The sequence below is a fragment of the Neobacillus vireti genome (genome assembly GCF_036962345.1).
GTDB lineage: Bacteria > Bacillota > Bacilli > Bacillales > Cytobacillaceae > Neobacillus > Neobacillus vireti_A.
In genome coordinates this window covers 17000-41943 of sequence record NZ_JBALNB010000001.1, presented here as the reverse complement: position 1 = coordinate 41943, position 24944 = coordinate 17000, and the positions used below count along the sequence as shown (strand labels likewise).

The following is a 24944-nucleotide window of genomic DNA, read 5'->3' as shown; positions in this document are numbered from 1 at the left end:
GTTCACCTCACCGATTATATTAGCGGTTTTATATCAATTAAACTAAAGAAACCCCCAACGAATTCAGCGGGGGTTTCCTTACTATATTTTATATTATGAGTTACATTACGATGCAAATCTATTTTATGTCAAAAAACAATAACCTTGACGAAACAGATTATCGAGATGTATATCCACCATCAAGAACTAAGTAATTTCCAGTCATGAAAGAAGAATCATCACAAGCCATGAATAATACTGCTGTTGCCATTTCTTCCGCTTTGCCAAGGCGTTTCATCGGAGTAGCTTCAGATAATGCCTGCTTACTTTCTTCAGGAATAATTGGTGTGTCTATGAAACCAGGACATAGTGCATTTACACGAATATTCCTTTCTGCATATTCAACTGCAAGTGAACGTGTTAGATTAATCACTCCACCTTTTGCCGCGTTATAGGCTGCTGACCCTGATGATCCAACTAAACCAAACATAGAGGCCGTATTCACAATTGTACCTCCACCCGTTTTTAACATTTCACGGATTGCTTCACGTGCTACTAAAAATACACCATCTAAGTCAACGTTTACAGTATTGCGCCACTCGGAGTATTCTAAATCATGTGAAGAGTGAACTCGGCCAATGCCTGCATTGTTAAATACAACATCGACTCTGCCAAAGGCTTCAACTGTTTGTTTAAATACATTAGCTACATCATCTTCATTTGTAATATTCGCTTTAACAAATAGAGCTTCCCCGTTAAGCGCTTTCAACTCTGCTTCAAAAGCTTTTCCCTTTTCTTCATTTAAATCTACAAGTACTACTTTAGCACCTTCTGAAACAAATAATTGTGCTGTCGCTGCTCCAATACCAGATGCTCCACCAGTAATTACGGCTACTTTGTTTTGTAGTTTTCCCATCATATAATCCCCCTGTCAGATTATTAATTTTGTATAACATATTTTAATTAAAATTCATAGAATAATTAAGATATGTACTATTTTGTTCACAATTTAATTGTACTATTCTGTTCACATTTAACAACCATTAAGATATCATTAAATGTAGAATTAGTAGACATTTAGTAGAAAACTGTCGTTTAGTGAGGAGGATTCTCCATGAAATATGAACAAATTATGTCATCCAAACGGAATAATCGGACAAAAAAACATTTAAAGCTAGCATTAATTAAACTAATAAAACTGAATGGTTACCATTCTGTTACTGTAAAAGACATTGTAGATTATGCTGCTTATAATCGAAGTACCTTTTATCTTCATTATCAAGATAAAATACAATTAGCTGAAGATTTACTCGAATCCATGCTTCAAGGGTTAGAAGATTCAGTAGGACAACCTTATGTACCTGGACAAAAGGTATATACAGCAAAGTTGCAAACACTATCTTTTAATATTATTACTTACATATTTGAGCAGAGGGAATTTTTTGATCTTATCAAATATAATGATACCTTACCGGGATTACATACAAGATTCCCTCAGTCCATCCTAAAAATCTATCAAGAAAAGTTTAAATTCGAGACGATAAACAATATCTCAGTAAACATGGGTTATTTTAAACGTTATACAGCCTATGGCTTTTACGGAATCCTTCTAAATTGGATAAATTGTGGTTTCAAAGAATCCCAAGATGAATTTATCGAAGAAATAATTAATTTAACGAAAACCCATATTTACTCGGTGGAATATGTAGGAGAATAATGTTAAAGCCGCATAATATTTAGCTATAATTAATAGCTAGTCAATGGTATGAAATAAATCATAGGTAACCCCGCTTTGAAATAAAGGGCTGCCTATGATTTAATGTCATTTTTCCGTTTTTAAAACTAAAAACCGCCTCTATTTATGGTAAGGTTCACCTCGGTTAATCCGAAAAGCCCGATAGATCTGCTCTACAAGAATCAACTTCATCAATTGGTGCGGAAAGGTCATTTTTGAAAAAGAAAGCTGTTCGTTCGATCGCTTAACTACTTCCTCACTTAAACCTAAAGACCCGCCGATTATAAAGGCAATCTTACTTTTCCCGTAGGTAGCCAGCTTATCTAACGTATCCGCAAGCTCCTCAGAAGACTGCATTTTTCCATTGATCGCTAATGCAATCACATATGTATCCTGGCTAATCTTAGCCAATATTCGTTCTCCCTCTTTTTGCTTTACTTGGAGCATTTCCGCATCACTTAGCTCCTCAGGTGCCTTTTCATCTGGGACTTCTATGACTTCCACTTTCGCATAGGAATTCAATCGCTTTAAATATTCATCGATCCCCATTTTTAAATATTTTTCTTTTAATTTGCCAACCGTGACAATTGAGATATTCACAATCCACAACCCCCTTTTTTATTTTACAAACAGTTTACAAACAGTTTACAAACAAGTTATCCACAAAAGTTATCCACATGTCCACAATTTTTATCCACATCTTGTATGGAATCATTTGTTCGCCACAATATATACAGCTGCAATTTGTCAGAATTCACACCCTGTTGATAAGTTATCCACAAAATTTTCGTTAAAAAGCAGAAAGGCTATATCACCTTCCTGCTTCCTGTTATGACTGATCTTCAGCTAATGTGATAGTGGTCGTTTGCAGCTTTCCTTCACGATAAAACTTTATTTCCATCTTATCGCCGATTTTTGTTTCTTGATACAAATGCTTTCTTAGATCAATGACATCGTGGATTTTTTCGCCATCCATTTCAACGATAACATCGAGCTCTCTTAATCCAGCCTGCGCTGCAGGTGAGTTTGGCATAACCTGACGAAGTGCAACTCCATACGTGATATCACGAGGTAATTTTAACGCTTCCTCTTGATAATATCCTGGGATCTCTGCAACAGATTTTAAATCGACTCCCATATATGGGCGTTTAACCACGCCAAATTGCTCTAGGTCATTAATAATTGGTCTCGCGTAATTAATTGGAATCGATAAGCCAATCCCTTCAACAGCACTTTGGGCAATTTTCATCGAGTTTATTCCGATAAGTTGTCCAGCAATATTAATTAATGCACCGCCGCTGTTCCCAGGATTGATCGCTGCATCTGTTTGTAATACTTCTGCATTCCAATCCATAATCCCATCTTGATTGATATCAACTGGAATCGTACGGTTAATTCCCGAAATAATTCCTTGGGTAACAGAACCTGAGAATGTAGCACCTAGCGGATTTCCAATCGCCATAACAGGCTCGCCCATTTTTAAGGCGTCTGAGTCGCCAAACTCCGCTACTTTCTCAACCTTATCTGCGTCAATTTCAAGGACGGCTAAATCTGTCCATACATCCCCGCCAAGCAGTTTAGCGGGTATCTTTGTCCCATCATTAAGGGTAACCTCTAAATGAGTAGCACCTTCTACCACATGCTGATTGGTCACAACATAAGCCTTATTTCCGTCCTTTTTATAAATAACACCCGAGCCCGTCCCAGCAGGCCCCTGATTGTCCCCAGACTCATCGTACCAGAAGTTAGATGTCTGGATATTATTGATTCCAACTACCGCATCTGCAGCCTTATCAATCGCCTTCGTTGTATCTGTTTGTACATCATACGATACCTGTTGCTGGATAAAATTGTTCTGATTATCATTATTTGATCCCGCAGGCTGATTTTGATTTGGCTGAACATTATAGGGAAGGAATCCCTGATTTGATAGTGTCGGAATCAAAAGAACAACAAGCATAGCTCCAATTATTGCACCAACGATACTTGAAAAAAGATATCCTCTACTGCTTCCATTTTTCTTTTGGTAGCGCTCTTGTGAATGATCATCATAATAACCCATTTCCACCACGTCTCCCTTTCATAAGTGAGCTTATTTATATTTTGGCTTATACTTACAATTATACTCTTTCAGGGAGAATTTTATAAAAAAAAGGCTGTTTTCTTAATGTTTGTTGTTAAAATCCTAATGCCGATTTTAACGTGGCAAGATTTATATTGCGCTTTTAATTTAGTTTGCAGCTCTTTTCTTATTAAATTTTTTCATAAATTTAATAAGAAAAGAGCATAAAAAAGAACAAAGATAAGTATCTTTGTTCCCCCTTAGACTGCAGTAAGAATCGTTGGTACCTTGGGATCCGTGTCATAGAGATCAAATCCCTCACCGACGATTAATCCTTGGCTTTGCAATGTTTGTGCTACTGACATTCTTGCTAAGTCCTTCATATTATTGTCGAGACTTAAATGGGCTAGATATACCCTTTTTGTATTGTCGCCAATGACTTCACTCATCGCAATCGCTGCATCTTCATTCGAGACATGGCCAAGGTCGCTGAGAATTCTTCGTTTAATACTCCAAGGATATCTTCCCATTCTGAGCATTTGCACATCATGATTGGACTCAAAAATATAGGCATCTGCATTTGAGATGATTCCTTTCATCCGATCACTTACATAGCCAGTATCCGTAATCAATACCAGCTTTTTACCAGAATGATGAAATACATAAAACATTGGTTCTGCTGCGTCATGGGATACACCAAAGGATTCAATATCTGTTGAGCCGAAGCTCTTTACACATTCTGTACCGAAAATCATCTTTTGCTCTAATGGAATATCCCCAACCAGACGATCCATTGCCTGCCAGGTTTTTTCATTCGCATAAACTGGCAATTTATATTTACGGGCCAAAACACCAATTCCTTTAATATGGTCGCTGTGTTCATGGGTTACAAAAATTCCTGTTAATTTACTTATATCACGATCTATATGTTTGAAAAATGCCTCCATTTGCTTGCCGCTAAATCCGGCATCGACTAGAAAGGAGTGTTCATCTGACTCTACATATAGCGAATTCCCCGTACTTCCGCTCGCTAAAATGCTAAACCTCAAATCCATACTTTTTCACTCCATCTCTAATTTCCATCGCTGTTAAATTGAATAATCTGTCCTTCTAATGCATTGACATAGAGACTTTCTTTATCATCCACCACGAAACGCCACGTAGGAGCTAATGCTTGTGAAGCTGCCAGCTGTATTAAGGTAGAATAACCAAGCTCAACCTTTGTAATCTTGCTTTTTGGCTTCAGGGCACCCTTTTGATGCAAGGTTTCAAGTGCCTTCAAAGGAGGGAGAAGTTCCTTCCTCTCTATCATTTTTTCAATATCCTCTAAATACGTTTGTTCATAGGATATGATTTGATTTTTATCATCAAGTTGAAAGATAATCATCCCGCTGAGGTTTTCATATAAGGTCATATTCTCATAATGTTGAAAGTAGATGATTGTATTCTTTTTATCATTTTTCCTCCAAAAGTGATATTCGTCCCCAAACAAAACATGATCCTTGATAAAAGGAGTAAGCTCTGCAGCTTCGAACTTTGCATTTAATTGTAATGGCTTATCCAACTTCACCTGCAATGTAGCGCTTGGTTCCTTCAGATTCACTGTTTGTCCCTTAAGTTTCGTTATATCATCCTTGGTAAACATTTTAGGTTCTGCACTAAGGTACTGGTCCTTTATAGGTGCCTTCGGCAATTCTTTATAGCTAATTTCGTCTGCATCCAGCTTTTCCTCAATTGATGCCTCTGCAATAATTTCGTACTTATTTGCGTCTCTAATTTTCATAAATTGAAACAAAAGGTACACATCTAATATCAAAAACGTTAAGATAAAAATCGTTTTTATTTTACTCCAATCCATGTAACAATCCCCCCAGGTCTTCCTTCGTGATTTGTCCCCATGACTGGTTATATCGATAGAACCAAGCAGGCTCTAGGAGGATCAGTTTGTTTTCATCGGTGTTCCTTGCCATCCGGTATCCTAAAACAAGTTGTTCCAGTAATTCTGGTTTAAAACTCTTTCGGCTTTTAAGAAATTCCAGCGCCTCAGAGCCTGATGGAAGTGTTACCTCTACCATTTCTGTGGTTAACGGAAGCTCTAATGCTATATTTGATCTTGTATATTTTGTAATCTCTTCTCTGCCCCAAACCTCATGAATTTCTGACATGCCAATTTCATTAAAGACAGGGTAGCCATCCATACTATATAAACGGAACTTCACAGATTTTCTTTTCAAATCCATAGCAACATACCGATAAGGATCTGTCCAACCCCCATGTCCATTAATAAAATCAATACTTCTAGTAAGTAAATCATAAGAGTTGGCAATAAAATTAGGATCGACGTTTGGATTGACATAATGCAGCATATTGGTTTGGTTGTTTACGGTCATCTTACTTGAAACATCACTGTATTCTTCTCCGTTAACGATCGTTCCCCTTTGGACAAATCTTGGGTCACTAAACAACGCCTCTTTGAATGCCTCCGAGTTTAAAATGACCGGTAAATACGTATATTCCATCATTTCCAATTTACCATCAGGGATAAAAATTGTCCGCTCTGCTGTTGTTTCAAAGGCAAAATAACGCTGATATTGCTCGGCATTTTTAAAAAAAGTACGGTTAAATCCATTTAATAACTCTGGTGAGATATGGCTCATATATACCCGCCGATAATCAGAAGAAATAAAATAAACTTTCCCATTTCCCTTATCCGAATTTTCAACATTAATAATCATACGATTAAAATTAAAAGCAGGAATCTTTTTTTCTTCAAATTTTAATACACTTCTATAAAGATCAATCGGGACATCAGCAGGAAAAACAATTTCTGTATTCCCATTTCCATGCACCAATTCCTTGATATCACTAACATGATCTGAATAATCAGTTACGTCATAGAATGACCATCCTCTTATTTCACTTATCATCTTATCAAGGTCTGCTGCATTGGTTGTTCCATAGTGCTGACCATTAACATGAAATAGCGCTAAATCAGGACGGATGATCTCCTGGAGCTCCTGCTTCTCTTTCAACGTCACCTCAGCAACATAATCACTGTTTTCCATCCAGTCAAAATTAGGCTGGTACGTCCAAAGATTCCAGGTTAAAACAATGCTGACCAGGATTAGAAATATTAGAATCGCTGATTTACTACTTTCATACCTCATGACCATTCATCCTCTTCAGATTGCTCGTATGGAAGTGAAAAGGAAATCGTAGTGCCTTTGCCTTCTACACTTTCAGCCCAAATTATGCCACTATGAACATTTACCATTTCCTTTGCAATGGCCAAACCTAACCCCGTACCGCCCAATTTTCTTGTTCTTGCTTTATCAACCCTGTAAAAACGGTCAAATATCTTTCCGATATTCTCCTTTGGAATTCCCACACCTTCATCCGAGACACTGACTACAATCTTTTCCTCTTCCTCTTTGATTGAAAAAGTGACATGCCCGCCTTCAGGAGAATACTTTAATGCATTTGAAATGATATTGTAGAGAACTTGTGTCATCTTATCTTCATCGATTTCAACAAAGATAGCATGGCCTGGCAGATTTCTTCTGAAGCTGACATTTTGATCCTTCGCCATTTCAAACCGGTCAATAATTCGGTCGTAGAAATCAACAAAGTTCACCCATTCTTTTGACAGGCGATAATCGGTGCTATCTAATTTTGAAAGTTGAAGGAGGTCATTTACCAGACGTATCATTCTTTCTGTTTCTGTACGTGTAACCTCTAAGAAATTAGGGGCAATTTCTTCATCCTTCCATGCACCATCAGCCAGTGCCTCTAAGTAGCTTCTCATCGTAGTAAGCGGTGTTCTTAATTCATGTGATACATTGGCAACAAATTCTCTTCGTTCTGCTTCAATTTTTTCCTGGTCGGTTATATCATGAAGGACTGCAATCAATCCATTCACAAACCCAGTCTCCTTTTGAATAACAGAAAAGTTTGCTCGTAAAATATACCGTTCCTTTTTTGTACTATAATCTAGAATCAACGAATCCTTTTCTTCTAATAAATCTTCAAAGGTATTCGTGTCCGTTAAACCTAACAAAGAAACAATCGGCTGAGAGAGGACCGTTTCACGTGAAACATTCAGCATCTCTGCTGCTGGTTCATTGATTAAGATTACTCTGCCTTTTCGGTCTGTCGCAATAACACCATCGGTCATATAGGATAAGACAGAAGAAAGCTTTCTTCTCTCTCCCTCCGTCATAGCCTGAGCCTCTTGAAGTTTTTTCGTTAAATTATTAAAGGTCATCGCTAAGGTCCCTATTTCGTCCTGACCATACACTCGAACCTTTCGCGAAAAATTTCCCTTCGCCATTGCCATTGCTTGCTTTTTCATATCTGTAATCGGTCTAGTAATGGTTTGGGCAAGGAGGATTCCTAAAAAAGCAGTAATGGCTAAAGCAATACCGGTCCCAGTCGCAAAAATACTATTGATTGTTTTCATTTGGGTAAATACATTTTCTATTTTTGCTTCCAGATAAATCGCACCAATTACTTGACTGCCTGATTTTATTGGCGTAGACAGCACCCATATTCGATGGCCGCTTTTTTTATCAATCTTGATACTGCTTTGGTCCTCTGCTAAATTAATGGACTGTGTAATCCGCAGTTCAGTTGTCCTTTGACCGACGACTCCCTGATTGGCGCCTGAAGTTCCTAGGATTTTGCGTGACTTTCCTTCAATCACACTGACTTCAAAAATATCTGCAGACTCAAAATCTCGAAGAATTTTTCTGATTTCGCCTTCAAGGATAGGATCCTCAGGTGTTCTTTTCCTCTCCATCTCCTCGACAACATTATAGGCCAATAAATTAACTCGTTCTTTTATAGAAGTTTGGAAATTGGTCCTTAATGTTTCTTCGAGCTGCCTGACAAAATAAACGCCAATAACCTGCATAGCAACTAAAATAAGCAGGACATAAATGATGACAAATTTCACATGTATCGATCGAAAAAAACTAACCTTTTTCATAAAAGGCATTACTCCTGATCTGGATTACGTAAATAGTAGCCCACTCCTCTACGCGTAACGATCCATGTAGGGTGGCTTGGATTATCTTCAATTTTTTCACGTAATCGGCGAACTGTTACGTCTACTGTACGAACATCTCCGTAATAATCATAGCCCCAAACGGTTTGAAGAAGATGTTCCCTTGTCATGACCTGTCCAATATGTTTCGCCAAATAATAGAGCAGCTCAAATTCACGGTGTGTTAATTCAATTGTCTCTCCGCGTTTTGAAACTACATATGCATTTGGATGAATGGTCAGTGAGCCAACTTCAATCTCATTGGTTTCAACTTCCTCATCTGATTGAGAAACTACCACCTGATGACGACGTAAGTTTGCTTTCACTCGGGCAATTAATTCCCTTGTACTAAACGGCTTTGTTACATAATCATCTGCACCAAGCTCAAGTCCTAGTACTTTATCTATTTCAGAATCTTTGGCGGTCAGCATGATAATCGGCATATCATATTTCTTGCGGACTTCGCGGCAAACCTCCATACCATCTTTTAATGGAAGCATAATATCTAAAAGAATTAAATCTGGTTGTACTTCTTCCACCATCACAAGGGCTTCATTTCCATCATAAGCACTGTAAACATCGTAGCCCTCTTTTTTTAGATTGAACTGCAAAATATCCGCAATCGGTTTTTCATCATCTACTACGAGAATTTTCTTTTCCATACCCATTGCTCCTTTGTTTTAAAAAATAAATACAAAATGTCATTTCTACTCTAGTTTACTTTACCATGGTTTCTTCAGTAATTCACGTATTAGCAGTATTTAACACAGAAAGAGTCTCTAGTACGGACTAGAGACCCTTATTATTTAATCTACCCTTATTTTAAATAACTAAGAGGATTTTGCAACGCACCATCTTTATATACTTCAAAATGCAAATGCACGCCAGTTGAGTTTCCTGTTGTACCCATTACCCCAATACCTGAACCTTGTGAAACAGTTTGCCCAGCACTTACGCTGATGGATTCAAGGTGAGCATATACGGTACGTAATCCATTTTGATGGTCAATTACAATTTTGTTTCCATAACCGCCATCATATCCAGCTGATACAACTTTACCATTATCTGCTGCTTTAATTGTTCTGTTGCTTGGTCTTGCAATATCAATACCTTTATGACTTTTACCCCATCTCATGCCCTGCTGGCTTGATATATAGCCTCCAGATGTCGGCCATGCAAGGTTACCAGTACCACGTGATGGAATTACTTTTGTTCCTTTTACAACAATATGATTAACGGGCTGTGAAAGGACAACCTCGCTTGTAACTTCATTGCTAACAGTTGCTCCGTTTTGTGTGGAAATACGGTAATTTACAGAGCGTTCTCCGTTTTTACCTTCTTGCTGGACTTTAGTTTCACCTTTTGGCATAGAATCATCATTAACGATTTCATTACCATATGGAATAGCCTCTTTTTGATTTACCTCTTTATCGACAATAATTTCAAGATACGGTTTTAATGCCGTAACATTGACCTCTTGACCGATCTTTACAATAGAACTATCTGTCAGGTCAGGATTTAGTGCAAGAAAGTCTGCTAGTGGCAGCCCATGGTTATTGGCAATCGTTCCAAGTACATCGCCTTCTTGAGCAACATATTTCTTCTCTTCTAATGTGCCCTTTTGTAAAAAGATTACAGCTTCATCAACTGACAGAATTTTATCCGGAGTAACTTTTTCTGGATTAAATGAAACATTTTTAGATACCCTTACGTCTAATATACGAGTTTCATTTTCAGCAAGTGGTGGAAGTTCTGTTGCTGGTGCTGCTTTTCTTGCTTCTACCTCATCTAGTTGAGCCTGCGTTACATAGGCAAGTTTAAGTCTGTTCATGACCTCTTCAGCAGTTTCTTGGTTTTCTAAGAAAACAATTGGCTGACCGTCAATCGCAATCGCGGAAGCCTCTGCCTGAAGCTGGATTGTGTTCTCGAGATTTTTTACCGTCTCAGCGTTATTTGCTGTGGAACGAAAAACCTGCTCTTTTATGTACTCAATATTTGAGCCAAATTCTATGTCCTTATCCTTCAAGGATTCTTTTAGCATTTCTGCTTTTTCTTCGACAATTTTTTCAACAACCTCTTTATCGGAAACAGTACCTACATATTGTTGGTTATGGTATACATGGTAAACAGTTGTCAATTTAATTGAAGCAGCAGCACTTCCTGAAATAGTGCTAAATAGTAATGCGGAAGCCGCAAACGCTGTCATAACAGCTGTCTTTAAAGATTGTTTTTTCTCTAATTTACTTGATTTTCTTCCTTTATTAAAAAATAACATTGGAATCCTCCTAAATTACGGAAACAACTCTCTTAATCTAGTGCTTTTTAACCATCAAAAAGAAATTTGCCTCATTTTCTACTCTATAACTTTATCACAATTTCAATTTAAATAACGATTAGTCTTGATAATGTAACAAAATTGTATAAAAGCTGACATTTTACTACATTGGTAGGAGTTGGAAACAGGGGAAAATTATAAATTCCCCTATGATATTTTCCCTATATTCATAGGTAAAAGTTATTATATCAATGGTTATAGCTGTTAATAGAAAATGACTATCTTTTACAAAACAAGACAAGCCTCGTAAAAAAATATGTAAATACTTGGATGTTTTTTTACAAAAATGTTACGTTTGTAACAAATAAAAAAGAAGCTTACACATAGTAAGCTTCCCTTTTATAATGGCTCAGGACGGAATCGAACCGCCGACACAAGGATTTTCAGTCCTTTGCTCTACCGACTGAGCTACTGAGCCAACTCTTAGGATTGTTTCCTAAAATCAAGTTATGGCGGTCTGGACGGGACTCGAACCCGCGACCTCCTGCGTGACAGGCAGGCATTCTAACCAACTGAACTACCAGACCAATATTATAGTATGATCGTTAGCAAGCAGACCGGACTTGCCAATCGCTTACCAACAATCAAATGCCAATGACCCCTACGGGATTCGAACCCGTGTTACCTCCGTGAAAGGGAGGTGTCTTAACCACTTGACCAAGGGGCCATGTTTTAAAATGTTATTTACTATGGAAGTTTATTTTGCTGTCGCAAATGGAAAGTTATTTTCGCTATCGCGAAAAAACTTTGGTGAGCCATGAAGGACTCGAACCTTCGACCCTCTGATTAAAAGTCAGATGCTCTACCAACTGAGCTAATGGCTCGTACTTAAGATTGTTACTCGTTCGTGACGACGCTTTTTATAATAGCATGGCATGTAGCTATCGTGCAATACTTTTTTGAAAAAAGTTTTAATAAATTTTAAAGCCCCCAAAATTGAGGGCTTATATTAGTCTAAATTTGTCTCCAAGGACTGCGAACCACATTTGTTTGATTACGGTCTGGTCCAACTGAGAAAGTAGTTAATGGAATTCCAGTTAGCTGCGTAACACGTTCCACATAATGACGAGCATTCACTGGCAGTTCATCTAACGATTTAACTCCTGTAATATCCTCAGTCCAGCCTGGAAGTTCTTCGTATACAGGCTCACACTCAGATAGAATCTTTAAGCTGGCAGGATATTCGGTAATCAATTCACCCTTATAGCTGTATGCCGTACAAATCTTCAATGTTTCAATTCCGGATAATACATCGATTGAGTTTAGAGAAAGATCTGTTAAACCACTGACACGACGGGCATGGCGAACAACTACACTGTCAAACCAGCCAATACGGCGCGGACGGCCAGTTGTCGTGCCGTATTCACGGCCAACCTCTCGAATTTGATTTCCAATTTCATCAAATAACTCTGTTGGGAACGGTCCATCACCTACACGAGAGGTATAAGCTTTACAAACTCCCACAACATGAGTAATTTTGGATGGGCCTACGCCAGAACCAATTGTTACACCGCCGGCAACAGGGTTTGAAGAAGTGACAAATGGATACGTACCTTGGTCAATATCCAGCATAACGCCCTGTGCACCTTCAAATAAAACACGTTTTCCTTCATCCAATGCGTCATTTAAAACGACAGATGTATCGCAAACATATTGCTTGATTTGCTGGCCATATTCATAATACTCATCCAAGATTTCTTCTTTTGTAAAACCAGTTGTCTCATAAATACGTTCAAATAAACGATTTTTTTCTGCAAGGTTGCGTTCCAGCTTTTCTTCAAAAACATCACGCTCTAATAGGTCGGAAATTCTAATTCCAACGCGTGCTGCCTTATCCATGTAAGCAGGGCCAATTCCTTTTTTAGTGGTTCCAATTTTATTCGCACCTTTACTTTCTTCTTCTACAACGTCAAGCTTCAAATGATAAGGAAGGATGACATGTGCACGATTACTGATGCGAAGGTTTTCCGTTGTAATTCCCTTTTCGTGTAAGTAGGCAAGTTCTGCTACAAGAGCCTTTGGATCAACGACCATCCCGTTGCCAATCACACAGATTTTTTCCTTATAAAAAATTCCAGATGGAATTAAGTGTAATTTGTATGTTTCTCCATTAAACTTAATGGTATGTCCTGCGTTATTTCCACCTTGATAGCGAGCAATTGCCTCTGCATTTTCAGAAAGGAAATCAGTGATTTTGCCCTTTCCTTCGTCTCCCCATTGTGTACCAACTACCACTACTGACGTCATATAGGCACCTCCAAATTAAATACGCTTTTCTTTTTCCATACACAAGTTTAACAATTAATGGAGCTAAAAGTCAATAAAACCCGAACGATTTATATTAAGATATTAAAATACGTTCGTAAAAATATTACTTTAGCAATCTAGGTTGTCATTCGTTTTGTTTTTCCATAAAATAGATAATATAGCTTTATTAAAATAATGATAGGGAGGCGTTATATGATTTTTAGAGCACGGCCAGAAAATATGAAATTGATTCTTTTACAGTATTTACATCCCCGAATGGTGTTTAACGAAGGTCAAGCACTAACCTTCTTCACCATTGAAAAAGGCTATGAGGGAGAGCTTAAAAGTGACGATTGGCTTAAAGGGTTAGCAGACGAGTGGTTGATTCTAAATGATTTATTATTTGACTATCATGGTTCCCGCTTTCAAATTGACACCCTGCTTATTGCGTATGAAAAGTTATACATATTGGATATTAAATACTGGGAAGGTGATCACACGTTTAAAGAAGATAAGTGGTCTACTCCAACAGGAAAACCTGAAAAGAACCCATTACACCAGTTGGAGAGGTGTGAGACCTTATTTCAAAGAATGCTGCATGAGTGGGGCTTTCACTATTCAATTGAATCCTATTTAATCTTCAACCACCCCGAGTTTCATTTATATACCACCTCCAATAATCCTGCTATCATTTTTCCAACACAGCTTAACCGCTTTTTAAAAAAGTTAAATACCAGACAAGTCAAGCTCCATAAAAGGTACTACGAGTTAGCACAGCAGCTTGTTGATCGTAACATTGAGGACTCCCCCTATGAACGGATATTCTCCTATACCTATGATCAATTAAAGAAAGGAATTACCTGCCCCGAATGCAGGGCAATTTATGAGGGCGCACTGCTCTGTAAGAATTGTGGATACGTAGATGAGGCAGAGACGGCGATATTGAGGAGTGTAAGAGAATTTATCCTGCTGTTTCCAGAGAGGAAGATTACCACCAATGAGATCTATGAGTGGTGCGGAGGGATTAGGTCAAAGAAGGTAATCCGGAGGGTACTGGGTAGGGATTTTAAACTGGTTGGACATAGGACTTCAGCTCATTATGTTTATAAATAATGCCTAGAGCTTTTTTGTTTCCCATCGTACTGGTTATTACAGCTATTGGGGATCCAAAAACCCTTTTTGGTTCCCTCCAAACCGTTGTATTCCATCTTGAGGGAACCAAAGTTCCTTTTTGATTCCCTCTAAACAGTTTTTTTAATACTAGAGGGAATCAAAGACTTCTTTTGGTTCCCTCTAAGCCCTGTTTTACCTCATGAGGGGAATCAAAGGTCTTTATTTCCTTCGATCCTCTGAATTTCCCCTCCCCACAGGAGGAACCACCCCCTCTAAACTACCTTTTTTAGAAAAACCGCTAACCCCAGATAAAAAAAAAGCCAGCCAAATAGCTGGCTGGCTCAAAAAGTCTATGCACTCGGATCATACCGGGTCTCAAGATTTACGAATTTATTGTATTCTTTTACAAAGGCGAGTGATACAGTGCCTGTTGGGCCGTTACGCTGCTTAGCGATGATGATTTCGATGATGTTTTTGTTCTCTGACTCTTTATCATAGTAATCATCACGATATAAGAAAGCAACGATGTCAGCATCCTGCTCGATTGAACCGGATTCACGGATATCAGACATCATTGGACGCTTGTCCTGACGCTGTTCCACACCACGGGAAAGCTGAGAAAGGGCGATAACTGGAACCTTAAGTTCACGTGCTAATTGTTTTAGGGAACGGGAAATCTCTGATACTTCCTGCTGACGGTTCTCTCCAGCACGACCGCTTCCTAAGATCAACTGCAAGTAATCGATTAGGATCATGCCTAAACCATGCTCTTGCTGCAGACGGCGGCATTTTGAGCGGATATCATTGACTTTAACCCCAGGTGTATCGTCGATAAAAATCCCCGAATTCGATAGACTTCCCATGGCCATTGTCAGCTTGCCCCAGTCATCATCCGTAAGGGAACCCGTACGTAATCTTTGCGCATCGATATTTCCTTCCGAACAAAGCATACGCATAACAAGCTGTTCAGCACCCATCTCGAGACTGAAAATAGCGACATTCTCACTTGTTTTTGTCGCAACATTGGCAGCAATATTCAAGGCAAAGGCTGTTTTACCCACGGAAGGACGGGCCCCTACGATAATTAAATCATTGCGCTGGAACCCTGCTGTCATCCGGTCCAATTCAGCAAATCCTGTAGATATACCGGTTATATCTCCAACACGGTTGTGCATTTCTTCAATATTGTCATACGTACGAACTAAAACATCTTTAATATTATGAAAAGAACCTGCATTTTTACGCTGCGCGACTGCGAGAATATTTTTCTCTGCTTCGCTTAAAAGTGCTTCGACTTCATCCTCACGGGAATAGCCGTCTGAGGCAATCTCCGTTGCTGTTCGAATTAATCGTCTCAGCAAAGACTTTTCTTCTACAATTCTCGCATAATATTCAATATTGGCAGCTGTTGGGACAGAACTAGCCAATTCATTTAAATAACTTACTCCACCAGTATCTTCAATGAGTTTCTGTGCTGCTAGATCTTCCGTTACGGTTACAAGGTCAACTACCTTGCCTTCGTCGTTCAGCTTCAGCATGGCATTAAAGATCTTTTGGTGGGAAGCACGGTAGAAATCCTCTGGTATTAATATTTCTGATGCCACAGTTAATGAAGACGGCTCTAGGAAAATAGCACCTAATACAGCCTGTTCAGCTTCAATATTTTGCGGCGGCAGACGATCTGCATATAAATCGCTCATCTATCAAAACCTCCATTTATTAAGAGGATCATTTATATATTTTCATAGTTTAAGTCCAAATTAAGTTTAAGAAAAAAAGCCAGAATAAAGAAAAGTGACCAGCCAGAACCGATCACATCACTTTTATTATTCTAACATGTTTATCTAAAATTTGAACTGGAAATTACTTTACCTCTTTTACTTGAACTGTTAATGTCGCTGTAACTTCATGATGAAGCTTCACCGGAACCTTTGTGTGACCAAGGGTACGAATCGCATCTGCAAGTTCCATTTTGCGTTTATCAATTTTAATTCCGTGTTTCTTTTGAAGCTCTTCCGCAATTTGCTTCGTTGTAATTGAACCAAATAGACGGCCGCCTTCACCGGCTTTTGCTGATAATTCAACCGTTATTTTATCTAACTGCTCACCAAGTTTTTTCGCTTCCTCAAGCTCTTCAGCAGCGCGTTTGTCTTCCTTTTTCTTTTGTCCTTCTAACGTGCTGATATTGGCACTATTTGCCTCAATCGCAAGACCTTGTTTAATCAAAAAGTTATGTGCATAGCCATCGGCTACATTTTTCACTTCACCTTTTTTTCCTTTTCCTTTAACATCCTTCAGAAAAATTACTTTCATTCTTTACTCCCACCTTCAAAATAATCTTCAACTGCTAGCTTTAATTGTCTATCTGCTTCTAACACCGAGATACCAGCTAATTGTGTGGCTGCATTGGTTAAATGCCCGCCGCCCTGAAGCTTCTCCATAATCACCTGAACATTTACATTTCCAAGCGATCTGGCACTTATTCCAATAAGCCCTTCGCTGCGTTTTGCAATTACAAATGAGGCTGCTACACCGTCCATCGTCAAGAGTGTATCTGCTGCCTGGGCAAGAAGGACTTGGTCGTAATGTTCATTTTCACTGCCTTTTGCAATAGCAATACCATCGCGGTAAAAAAGAACCGATTCAATTAATTTTGCTCTTTTTATATACGTATCAACGCTTTCTTTTAAAAACTTCTGTACAAGGATGGTATCTGCACCCTGACCTCTTAAATAAGAGGCTGCATCGAAGGTCCTGGCACCTGTTCTTAATGTAAAACTCTTGGTATCCACCACAATTCCAGCTAAAAGTGCAGTTGCTTCTATCATTTCTATTTTACCGCGTTTTGGCTGGTATTCAAGAAATTCGGTTACAAGTTCCGCAGTCGATGACGCATAGGGTTCCATATAAACAAGTACCGGATTTTCAATGAATTCTTCTCCGCGGCGATGATGGTCAATTACAACGACATTATCAATTTTATTAAGGAGACGCTCTTCAATTACGAGTGCCGGCTTGTGGGTATCCACGACCACCAGTAGTGTTTTTTCAGTGGCGATTTCCAATGCCTCTTCTGGTCCAATAAATCGAGAAAATAATTGCTCCTGCTGACGGATTTCCCCCATAAGTCTTTGAACAGCGCTATCCATTTCTTGTATGTTCAAAACTATGTAGGCGTCTTTTTGATTCATCTGTGCTACTTTGTATATACCTATGGAAGACCCAATCGAATCCATGTCAGGATTTTTATGACCCATAATAATGACTTTATCACTTGCCGTAATTAAATCCTTCAACGCATGAGAAATAACGCGGGCACGTACTCTTGTCCGTTTTTCAACAGGATTTGTTTTCCCGCCAAAGAATTTTACTTTTCCATTTGGATGTTTTATCGCTACCTGGTCTCCGCCTCTTCCTAATGCTAGATCGAGACTGGATTGTGCTAACACGCCTAATTCAGGCAGTGAAGGGGTTCCAGCACCTACTCCAATACTTAAGGTAAAGGATATATTTTGCTTAGAAGTCATTTCCCTAACATCATCAAGGACAGGAAATTTACCTCTTTCAAGGAGTTGCAGAATCGCTTCATTAAACACTGCGATAAATCGTTCGGATGAGATTCTTTTTAGAAAAATACCATTGTCATGCGCCCACTTATTGAGGGTAGATGTAACCATATTATTAATGCTTCCGCGCATTTGGTCATCCATACCTTGTGTTAGTTCATCGTAATTATCTAAGAAGATAATGGCAATAACGGTCCGTTCATCATGATACATTTTTTCAATTTCTTTTTGTTCAGTGACATCAAAAAAGTATAGAAGCTTTTCCTCGCTTTTGAGAATCACTCGAAATTTACGTTCATGAAGGGTAATGATTTCTGTTTCAACTTCTTGCTTGATTAACGGTATTAATGTGTCTGCCACCTCGTAAAGAGACTTACCAACCAGCGTATCTTCATCGAAATAGGAGGAAAGAAAAGGATTGGTCCACTCAATAAAATATTCGTCATTAATAAGCATAATCCCTATCGGCATTTCCATCAGCGCTTCTTCGCCTACCCTTTTTACTCGGTAAGAAAGGGTTGAGATATAATCTTCCATCTCTTTTCTTTGGCGGGATTCGATGACGATCATATAGTATAACGGCGGAATGATCAGAAATAATCCCACCAAGCTTAATATCCAATTATAGTAGGTCAGGACAATGAGCAGCACCACTGTAATGCCTATCAGCCCGTAAAAAGGATAGCGAATCGAGCGTTTTTCAATAAATGCAGGCAATTTTTTCAGCTCCTAAACAGTAGTCATCTCTCTTTTTTAGTAAAGCCTTTTCGTAAATCAAAGCTTAAATCAATTATACCTAATATCCCTACAATATAAAGGAAAATTGGAACTAGAAAAGCGACAATCGCTATTGTAATAGTGATAGCCTTCGAAATACCCTTTTGATCGAAGTAATAAAATATAAATGTATATCCTTGCAACACCATTAAAAACTGGAGGATATAAGTCAAATTAATTATAGCCATATACCAGAAGGTGCCTTCTTCAGGGTTCATAAACATGCTCAGTAACAAGGTAAGAAGAAAATAATATAATAAACTTTTTGGCAAGGAAATCTCTTTAAAGCTTTTCCACTTTTCTACCTTAACGCCAAATCTCTTAATAATCGGAAACGATACAAGCTGCATAATGAAAACGATGAAAAATGAAGTGACAACAAATAAAGTTGGAATTAAGGTTTTAATAAGGTTTAATCCATTATTAAATTGTTCTATAACTTTTTTATTGTCCTCTGGATTACCAAAACTCCCCAGCAAACCTGCGGATGTATCGAATGATTCACGCAATATATCAATCATTTCAGTAATCATATTCACATTAAATAAAACAATGCTTGTCACATAAATAATTATTAAGTTTATTAAAAAGACAAGGGACCCGCTAATAAATAATATCCCCATATTCTTTTGTTTTTGAATTAAGTACCCAATCACAACACCTGTTGTTCCGTATGCTAACGTTAATGGCAGCGACATAATCGTCCCTACAATAAACGAAAGGAAAAGGGATGCAATAATAAAAACAAAAATACTTTTGCCATTATTTTTAGCGGCAAATAATATAAAGGGTACAGCTAAAAATAAATTCACAAGCATTCCAAGAACCGGAACATAAATGGTAAGTAATAATAAGACTGCAAAGGCTGCTAAAAGGATAGCACCTTCTGTTAGTTTACGAACATTTTTCACTGCTTCACCTCAATTATTTAGGCTCTTTTCTTAAACTTTGTTGCTTTTTATAATGAAATTTAATGATTCTGCTGTGTCTTCACCGTAAACAGGAAAATACAATAAGAAACGAGCTAGCACGCTAATTTCAATGGCGCAAAATAGCTATTTCCACGTTAAAATCGGCTTTAGGATTTTAACAACAGTCGTTTCAAAAACAGCAATATATCAAAAAGCCTATTCCTTAATTTTAGCTAGAAAAGCATTGCTATTCAACTTTAAAAATAAAAAAGGCAGCAAGGGATGACCCTGGCTGCCTTAGAACAATTTACTCTAGCCTTAGCGCCTAGGGGCTCGGGTCATAGGCCAAGCCGGCAAGAAGGTAAAAAGCAACCTCTTGCCGGCTCGTCTTATGCCTGTCGCCCCTGTCAAGGCGCTTACGCTTTATTATTCACCTGAAACGAATGGTAATAATGCCATTTGACGTGCACGTTTGATTGCAACTGTTAGTTTACGTTGATATTTAGCGCTAGTACCAGTTACACGACGTGGTAAAATTTTTCCACGCTCAGAAATGAACTTTTTAAGTAAATCTACTTCTTTATAATCGATGCGAGTGATACCATTTGCTGTAAAATAGCACACTTTACGGCGCTTCGCGCGTCCGCCTTTACGTCCTCCACCTGCCATGAAAATTCCCTCCTTTTAGTTATGATTACGTTCAGAAAAGGTTGACGTTAAAATGGTAGATCATCATCGGAGATGTCTATTTGACCGTTACCTGCGAACGGATCATCATCTTTAGGAAAACCTTTGTTATTGTTATTATTGTTATTATTGTTATTGCCTTGATATTGGCGTTGTTGATTCTGATTGCCGCCGCCATAAGGATTTCCCTGCGGTTCCCTTGGTGGTGCACCGAAGTAATCATTGTCGTTTCTTCCGCCACCGCCGCCTGATGAATTTTTAGGCTCAAGAAATTGGACACTTTCTGCCTGAACTTCAGTAACGTATACACGTTTACCATCTTGTCCTTCATAGTTGCGGGTTTGAATGCGGCCATCGACACCTGCAAGACTGCCTTTTTTCAAGAAGTTTGCCACATTTTCAGCAGGTTTTCGCCAAACAACACAGTTAATAAAGTCTGCTTCACGCTCACCTGACTGACTAGAAAACGGACGGTTAACTGCTAAAGTAAAGGTAGCTACAGGAACCCCATTTGGTGTATAACGCAAATCAGGATCTTTTGTTAAACGGCCTACAAGCACGACACGATTCATCATCAGAATCAACTCCTTTTCTTCTGGTAAAATGTTCCATGTGGAACATTTAAACCAAAGTATATTTATATTAAGCTTCTTCTTTAATTACTAAATGGCGAATGATATCTTCGCTGATTTTCGCAAGACGAGAAAATTCTTGTACCGCGTCAGCTGAAGATGTAGTTTTCACGATTTCGTAATATCCATCACGGAAATCGTTGATTTCGTAAGCTAGACGACGCTTACCCCAATCTTTTGTTTCAGCAGTTTCCGCACCATTTTCAAGAAGAATTCCGTTGAAACGCTCTACAAGAGCCTTTTTCGCTTCGTCTTCAATGTTTGGGCGGATGATGTACATGATTTCGTACTTATTCATCACAGTCACCTCCTTTTGGTCTAAACGGCCCATTTGGGCAAGGAGCAATTATTCATTACTCACAATGTAAGATTATAGCATAGGATTCGTTGGAATGCAACGTTGTTCACCAATTCTAGATATTCCTTGTAGAATGGTAAAAAGCCTTGCAGATGCAAGGCTTACTGTTTTACACATTAAATCGGAAGTGAATGACATCTCCATCTTTTACTAAATACTCTTTACCTTCTAAACGGACTTTTCCAGCTTCCTTAGCGCCATTATAGCTTCCAGCTGCTAATAAGTCCTCATAAGAAACGGTTTCAGCACGGATAAATCCTCTTTCAAAATCGGAGTGAATGATTCCCGCACATTGTGGAGCCTTCATGCCATGTCGGAACGTCCATGCACGAACTTCCTGTACACCAGCTGTAAAATAAGTAGCTAATCCAAGCAGGTTGTAGGCAGCCCGAATTAATTGATCAAGTCCAGATTCTTCGATTCCAAGCTCCTCTAGGAACATTTGCTTTTCTTCGCCATCCAGTTCAGCAATTTCCTCTTCAATCTTTGCACAAACTACAATAACTTCAGCATTATCTGCCGCAGCAAATTCACGTACTTTTTGTACATATTCGTTTCCTGAAGGATCTGCTACATCATCTTCACCAACATTTGCTACATATAAAACAGGCTTAATCGTTAAAAGATGAAGCATTTTTGCGATTTTCATTTGCTCTTCGGTAAATTCTACGGTCCGTGCTGGTTTTTCAGCTTCAAATGCTTCACGAAGCATTGAAAGAACTTCAAACTCAGCAGCCGCATCTTTATCCTTTTGCTTGGCCAATTTTTCAACACGGCTAATCCGTTTTTCAACAGATTCCATGTCAGCAAGGATTAACTCTAAGTTAATAACTTCAATGTCGGAAATAGGATCTACTTTCCCTGCTACGTGCGTGATATTTTCATCTGCAAAGCAGCGAACCACTTGGCAAATAGCGTCCACTTGACGAATGTGGGACAGAAATTTGTTTCCAAGTCCTTCACCTTTACTTGCACCTTTTACAATTCCTGCAATATCGGTAAATTCAAAGGCAGTGGGAACTGTCTTCTTCGGCTGAACGAGTTCCGTTAATTTATTTAAGCGGTCATCCGGTACTTCTACAATTCCTACGTTTGGATCAATGGTACAGAATGGGTAGTTCGCTGATTCTGCCCCAGCTTGTGTAATTGCATTAAATAATGTAGACTTACCCACGTTTGGAAGTCCCACAATACCTGCTGTTAAAGCCATAAAATTCACTCCTCATAAAAAATCCATCTATTTTATAATAAATTTACGTACAAATTTTAAAAAGCCTCTCACAATTATAGGCATTAGAAGCTAAAAAGACAAGAACAACAAAAAGTGGAGACGCCTTGATTAGCCCCGACAAGCAAATAACCTCTCCCCGATGAATTCCGCACTTTGACTTCATTGGGGAGAGGTATTTGACCTCGAGGGGCTGGGCGTCGGAACTGGATTACAACTTAGCTGGTACCTAAGGCACCAGCTAAGTTGTTCTTTCAAGATTAACAAGGCAATCATACAAAGTGCTGCCTAATCCATTATCTGATTCCCCGCTTGAGGTTAGGCTATTGACAGGACCGCCAAACCTTTTCCAAATACCCTCATCGATATTAATCGTATTGGGATGTGCCTTGGGTAAAATAGAAATAACCCCTTTTACCTCACCACGCTGATTCCATACTCTCACTAAATCTCCATTCGTAAGTTGTTTATCTGCCGCAATATTTTCTGCAACTTCCACCTTTAGCTCAGGATCCTTAGAAAATAGATGATAGTTTTGCGAATGATTCGATCTTAAAGGATGAATGGTTAATAAATGATACGGATATTTCTCAGCTAGTTCTGGGTTACTCCACTTTGACTCTTCAGGAAGGGCCAATTTTAACTGGCCGTCATCCCCCTTCCCAATCGATGTGAACTCATATTTTCCGGAAGGAGTTTTGAAATTATAATTGCTCCACGGGATGGGTTCCACCGGAAGCTCCAGTGTGTGTTTTTCTTTAAGCTGCTCAAAAGTGATTCCCTTTTTTGCTAATGATTCCAGAGCCATTTCCATCCATTGTTCTCTTGAAAAAGCAAAATCCTCTCCAAATCCCAGCCTGTTTGCAAGCTGAGTCCAAATCCATAAATCAGATTTCGCTTCTCCAGGGGCAGAAACAAGTTTTGGCCCATAATTGACGTAATGATGGTACATAGAAGAGTAATAGAAATCTTCTTCCTCAAAAGAAGTTGTCGTTGGCAGAATATAATCCGCTAAACGAGCTGTGTCTGTCATATATTGTTCCACCACGACGAGCGTGGAAACGGAAGAAAATGCTTTTTCTACAATAGATGAATCCGGAACCTGTGTCAGTGGATTGCCACAAGTAACAAAAATCATTTTGATTTCTGGGTCTACTGCAGCCAATACTTCCTCTGCTTGTTTCATGATCGAAAACTGTCTGTGGCTGCTCTTTCGATGATTCAATGTTAAATTACCGATATCAAAGCTCTGCCCTACTTGGAGGTTTGCATAATTGGCACCTCCGCCAGGAATTCCAATATTTCCACTTATCGCGACAAGGGCATCAATCAAGCGGATGGTATTTCCGCCATTTTTATAGCGCTGCATCCCAAGTCCCATGAAGGTAGAGGTTGGACGATCGCCAAAAATCTGTCCTAAATATTGAATATTTTCTACAGGAACCTCTGTCATTTTGCTAATTTTCTCTAGTGTAATACTGTCAACCATCTTCTCTACATCGCGAAAGCCAAGGGTATGATGATCGATAAATTCCCGATCTTCTAGCCCTAATCGGAGAATTTCCTTAATAATACCCGCAGCTAAAAGACCATCCATTCCAGGTTTTACTGATATATATTTATCTGCTATTTTTGCAGTGGCATTAAATAGTGGATCAATAACAAGAATTCTTGCTCCTTTTTTCTTTGCTTCTAAGAGCTTTTCGTAGAAGTGCATGTTAGTTCTTGCGACATTTCTGCCCCAAATGACGATGTTTTTACTGTTTAAAACGTCCTCCGGTTCATGACTCCAGGCATTACCAAAATCCCATTTCTGTGCCTCAATTCCCGCACCCCAACAGAGTGATCCATAAACTTCCGTAACACCGCCATACGAATTAAAAAACCGTTGATCTAAATTTTTTAATATTCCATTGTTCGCATAGTCATGACTATGAAGAACGGCAGTCGATCCATACTGTTCTTTAATTTCCTTCAACTTGAGAGCTATTTCATCAAGAGCCTGATCCCATGATATTTGCTTGAATTCGCCATTTACCTTTTTTAAGGGATGAAGAAGACGTTCTGTTGAATTGGTCCTCGTTTCTAGCATTCTACCTCTTCCACAAATTTTCCCTTTTGTAATTGGGTGGGAAGGGTCTCCTTCTACTTTAGTTATTTTATCGTTCTCTACCGTTACATGGAAACCGCAGCTGTCCCAACAATTTAGCGGACAAGCCGATTTACGTATTTCAGTCATTTTCCCCACCCCCTAAATCAATCTATATAAT

General features: G+C 38.8%; 21 protein-coding genes and 4 tRNA genes. 2 read left to right on the top strand and 23 right to left on the bottom strand.

The features are described from left to right. Nucleotides 1–157 precede the first annotated feature (157 nt). The gene (locus V7108_RS00215) at nt 158–895 is read right to left on the bottom strand and encodes an SDR family NAD(P)-dependent oxidoreductase (protein ID WP_335520075.1); all 738 of its coding nucleotides are present in this window, start codon (nt 893–895) and stop codon (nt 158–160) included. A 198-nt stretch (nt 896–1093) separates the two neighbouring features. On the opposite strand from V7108_RS00215, the gene V7108_RS00210 reads away from it, so the two are divergent. Next, nucleotides 1094–1696 (top strand): TetR/AcrR family transcriptional regulator, encoded by a 603-nt coding sequence (locus V7108_RS00210; protein ID WP_335567039.1) that lies wholly within the window; start codon nt 1094–1096, stop codon nt 1694–1696. 138 nt (nt 1697–1834) lie between these two features. On the opposite strand, the gene rlmH is transcribed toward V7108_RS00210, so the two are convergent. The 13 genes from rlmH to V7108_RS00145 form a co-directional block, all read right to left on the bottom strand. Then, a complete protein-coding gene (gene rlmH / locus V7108_RS00205) occupies nt 1835–2314 on the bottom strand; it encodes a 23S rRNA (pseudouridine(1915)-N(3))-methyltransferase RlmH (protein ID WP_335510722.1) in 480 nt (159 codons plus the stop codon). Between the two features lie 229 nt (nt 2315–2543). Further along, complete coding sequence (locus V7108_RS00200; RefSeq protein WP_335510725.1) at nt 2544–3776, bottom strand: S1C family serine protease; 1233 nt, start codon at nt 3774–3776, stop codon at nt 2544–2546. 260 nt (nt 3777–4036) lie between these two features. Beyond that, entirely contained in the window at nt 4037–4831 is a 795-nt protein-coding gene (locus V7108_RS00195; RefSeq protein WP_335510727.1) for an MBL fold metallo-hydrolase, read from the bottom strand. A gap of 17 nt (nt 4832–4848) precedes the next feature. Further along, nucleotides 4849–5634: a two-component system regulatory protein YycI gene (locus V7108_RS00190; protein ID WP_335510728.1), complete on the bottom strand. Its 786-nt coding sequence runs from the start codon at nt 5632–5634 to the stop codon at nt 4849–4851. Beyond that, complete coding sequence (locus V7108_RS00185; RefSeq protein WP_335510730.1) at nt 5621–6943, bottom strand: YycH family regulatory protein; 1323 nt, start codon at nt 6941–6943, stop codon at nt 5621–5623. The genes V7108_RS00190 and V7108_RS00185 overlap by 14 nt, the downstream gene beginning before the upstream one ends. After that, on the bottom strand, nt 6940–8763 hold the full coding sequence (walK, locus tag V7108_RS00180; RefSeq protein ID WP_335510733.1) for a cell wall metabolism sensor histidine kinase WalK: 1824 nt from the start codon (nt 8761–8763) through the stop codon (nt 6940–6942). Before walK ends, V7108_RS00185 begins: the two co-directional genes overlap by 4 nt. An 8-nt stretch (nt 8764–8771) precedes the next feature. Continuing rightward, a complete protein-coding gene (gene yycF / locus V7108_RS00175; RefSeq protein WP_335510735.1) occupies nt 8772–9482 on the bottom strand; it encodes a response regulator YycF in 711 nt (236 codons plus the stop codon). 155 nt (nt 9483–9637) lie between these two features. Continuing rightward, a complete protein-coding gene (locus tag V7108_RS00170; protein ID WP_335567038.1) occupies nt 9638–11095 on the bottom strand; it encodes a peptidoglycan DD-metalloendopeptidase family protein in 1458 nt (485 codons plus the stop codon). Nucleotides 11096–11500: 405 nt separating this feature from the next. Continuing rightward, nucleotides 11501–11573: transfer RNA gene (locus V7108_RS00165), tRNA-Phe, on the bottom strand. Between the two features lie 32 nt (nt 11574–11605). After that, nucleotides 11606–11682 (bottom strand) — tRNA-Asp (locus V7108_RS00160). Nucleotides 11683–11750: 68 nt separating this feature from the next. Further along, nucleotides 11751–11822, bottom strand: a tRNA-Glu gene (locus V7108_RS00155). An 81-nt stretch (nt 11823–11903) separates the two neighbouring features. Then, nucleotides 11904–11979: transfer RNA gene (locus V7108_RS00150), tRNA-Lys, on the bottom strand. 130 nt (nt 11980–12109) lie between these two features. After that, nucleotides 12110–13402 (bottom strand): adenylosuccinate synthase, encoded by a 1293-nt coding sequence (locus V7108_RS00145; protein ID WP_335510739.1) that lies wholly within the window; start codon nt 13400–13402, stop codon nt 12110–12112. A gap of 213 nt (nt 13403–13615) precedes the next feature. On the opposite strand from V7108_RS00145, the gene V7108_RS00140 reads away from it, so the two are divergent. Beyond that, on the top strand, nt 13616–14515 hold the full coding sequence (locus tag V7108_RS00140; RefSeq protein WP_335510741.1) for a nuclease-related domain-containing protein: 900 nt from the start codon (nt 13616–13618) through the stop codon (nt 14513–14515). A gap of 350 nt (nt 14516–14865) precedes the next feature. Here the strand turns inward: V7108_RS00140 and dnaB are convergent, their stop codons facing one another. The 9 genes from dnaB to V7108_RS00095 all read right to left on the bottom strand — a co-directional run bounded on the left by dnaB (nt 14866) and on the right by V7108_RS00095 (nt 24913). Next, nucleotides 14866–16215: a replicative DNA helicase gene (dnaB, locus tag V7108_RS00135; protein WP_335510743.1), complete on the bottom strand. Its 1350-nt coding sequence runs from the start codon at nt 16213–16215 to the stop codon at nt 14866–14868. Nucleotides 16216–16378: 163 nt separating this feature from the next. After that, the gene (rplI, locus tag V7108_RS00130) at nt 16379–16828 is read right to left on the bottom strand and encodes a 50S ribosomal protein L9 (protein WP_335510745.1); all 450 of its coding nucleotides are present in this window, start codon (nt 16826–16828) and stop codon (nt 16379–16381) included. Next, nucleotides 16825–18798 carry a DHH family phosphoesterase gene (locus tag V7108_RS00125; protein WP_335510747.1) on the bottom strand — a complete coding sequence of 658 codons (1974 nt, stop codon included), beginning with the start codon at nt 18796–18798 and terminating at the stop codon, nt 16825–16827. Before V7108_RS00125 ends, rplI begins: the two co-directional genes overlap by 4 nt. A 23-nt stretch (nt 18799–18821) precedes the next feature. Further along, nucleotides 18822–19769 (bottom strand): YybS family protein, encoded by a 948-nt coding sequence (locus V7108_RS00120; RefSeq protein WP_335510748.1) that lies wholly within the window; start codon nt 19767–19769, stop codon nt 18822–18824. A gap of 426 nt (nt 19770–20195) precedes the next feature. Next, nucleotides 20196–20438, bottom strand: coding sequence for a 30S ribosomal protein S18 (gene rpsR / locus V7108_RS00115; RefSeq protein WP_335510751.1), 243 nt, complete (start codon nt 20436–20438; stop codon nt 20196–20198). Nucleotides 20439–20485: 47 nt separating this feature from the next. Continuing rightward, nucleotides 20486–21031: a single-stranded DNA-binding protein gene (gene ssb / locus V7108_RS00110; protein ID WP_335510753.1), complete on the bottom strand. Its 546-nt coding sequence runs from the start codon at nt 21029–21031 to the stop codon at nt 20486–20488. Nucleotides 21032–21098: 67 nt separating this feature from the next. Continuing rightward, a complete protein-coding gene (gene rpsF / locus V7108_RS00105; protein WP_045519104.1) occupies nt 21099–21386 on the bottom strand; it encodes a 30S ribosomal protein S6 in 288 nt (95 codons plus the stop codon). Between the two features lie 169 nt (nt 21387–21555). Continuing rightward, entirely contained in the window at nt 21556–22656 is a 1101-nt protein-coding gene (ychF, locus tag V7108_RS00100; RefSeq protein WP_335510755.1) for a redox-regulated ATPase YchF, read from the bottom strand. A 259-nt stretch (nt 22657–22915) separates the two neighbouring features. Further along, complete coding sequence (locus V7108_RS00095; protein ID WP_335510756.1) at nt 22916–24913, bottom strand: molybdopterin-dependent oxidoreductase; 1998 nt, start codon at nt 24911–24913, stop codon at nt 22916–22918. Nucleotides 24914–24944 lie beyond the last annotated feature (31 nt).

Coding starts and splice junctions, on each gene's coding strand:
- V7108_RS00215 (WP_335520075.1), bottom strand. CDS start 895: ATGGGAAAACTACAAAACAAAGTAGCCGTAATTACTGGTGGAGCATCT.
- V7108_RS00210 (WP_335567039.1), top strand. CDS start 1,094: ATGAAATATGAACAAATTATGTCATCCAAACGGAATAATCGGACAAAA.
- V7108_RS00200 (WP_335510725.1), bottom strand. CDS start 3,776: ATGGGTTATTATGATGATCATTCACAAGAGCGCTACCAAAAGAAAAAT.
- V7108_RS00195 (WP_335510727.1), bottom strand. CDS start 4,831: ATGGATTTGAGGTTTAGCATTTTAGCGAGCGGAAGTACGGGGAATTCG.
- V7108_RS00190 (WP_335510728.1), bottom strand. CDS start 5,634: ATGGATTGGAGTAAAATAAAAACGATTTTTATCTTAACGTTTTTGATA.
- V7108_RS00185 (WP_335510730.1), bottom strand. CDS start 6,943: ATGAGGTATGAAAGTAGTAAATCAGCGATTCTAATATTTCTAATCCTG.
- walK (WP_335510733.1), bottom strand. CDS start 8,763: ATGAAAAAGGTTAGTTTTTTTCGATCGATACATGTGAAATTTGTCATC.
- yycF (WP_335510735.1), bottom strand. CDS start 9,482: ATGGAAAAGAAAATTCTCGTAGTAGATGATGAAAAACCGATTGCGGAT.
- V7108_RS00170 (WP_335567038.1), bottom strand. CDS start 11,095: ATGTTATTTTTTAATAAAGGAAGAAAATCAAGTAAATTAGAGAAAAAA.
- V7108_RS00145 (WP_335510739.1), bottom strand. CDS start 13,402: ATGACGTCAGTAGTGGTAGTTGGTACACAATGGGGAGACGAAGGAAAG.
- V7108_RS00140 (WP_335510741.1), top strand. CDS start 13,616: ATGATTTTTAGAGCACGGCCAGAAAATATGAAATTGATTCTTTTACAG.
- dnaB (WP_335510743.1), bottom strand. CDS start 16,215: ATGAGCGATTTATATGCAGATCGTCTGCCGCCGCAAAATATTGAAGCT.
- rplI (WP_335510745.1), bottom strand. CDS start 16,828: ATGAAAGTAATTTTTCTGAAGGATGTTAAAGGAAAAGGAAAAAAAGGT.
- rpsR (WP_335510751.1), bottom strand. CDS start 20,438: ATGGCAGGTGGAGGACGTAAAGGCGGACGCGCGAAGCGCCGTAAAGTG.
- ssb (WP_335510753.1), bottom strand. CDS start 21,031: ATGATGAATCGTGTCGTGCTTGTAGGCCGTTTAACAAAAGATCCTGAT.
- rpsF (WP_045519104.1), bottom strand. CDS start 21,386: ATGAATAAGTACGAAATCATGTACATCATCCGCCCAAACATTGAAGAC.
- ychF (WP_335510755.1), bottom strand. CDS start 22,656: ATGGCTTTAACAGCAGGTATTGTGGGACTTCCAAACGTGGGTAAGTCT.
- V7108_RS00095 (WP_335510756.1), bottom strand. CDS start 24,913: ATGACTGAAATACGTAAATCGGCTTGTCCGCTAAATTGTTGGGACAGC.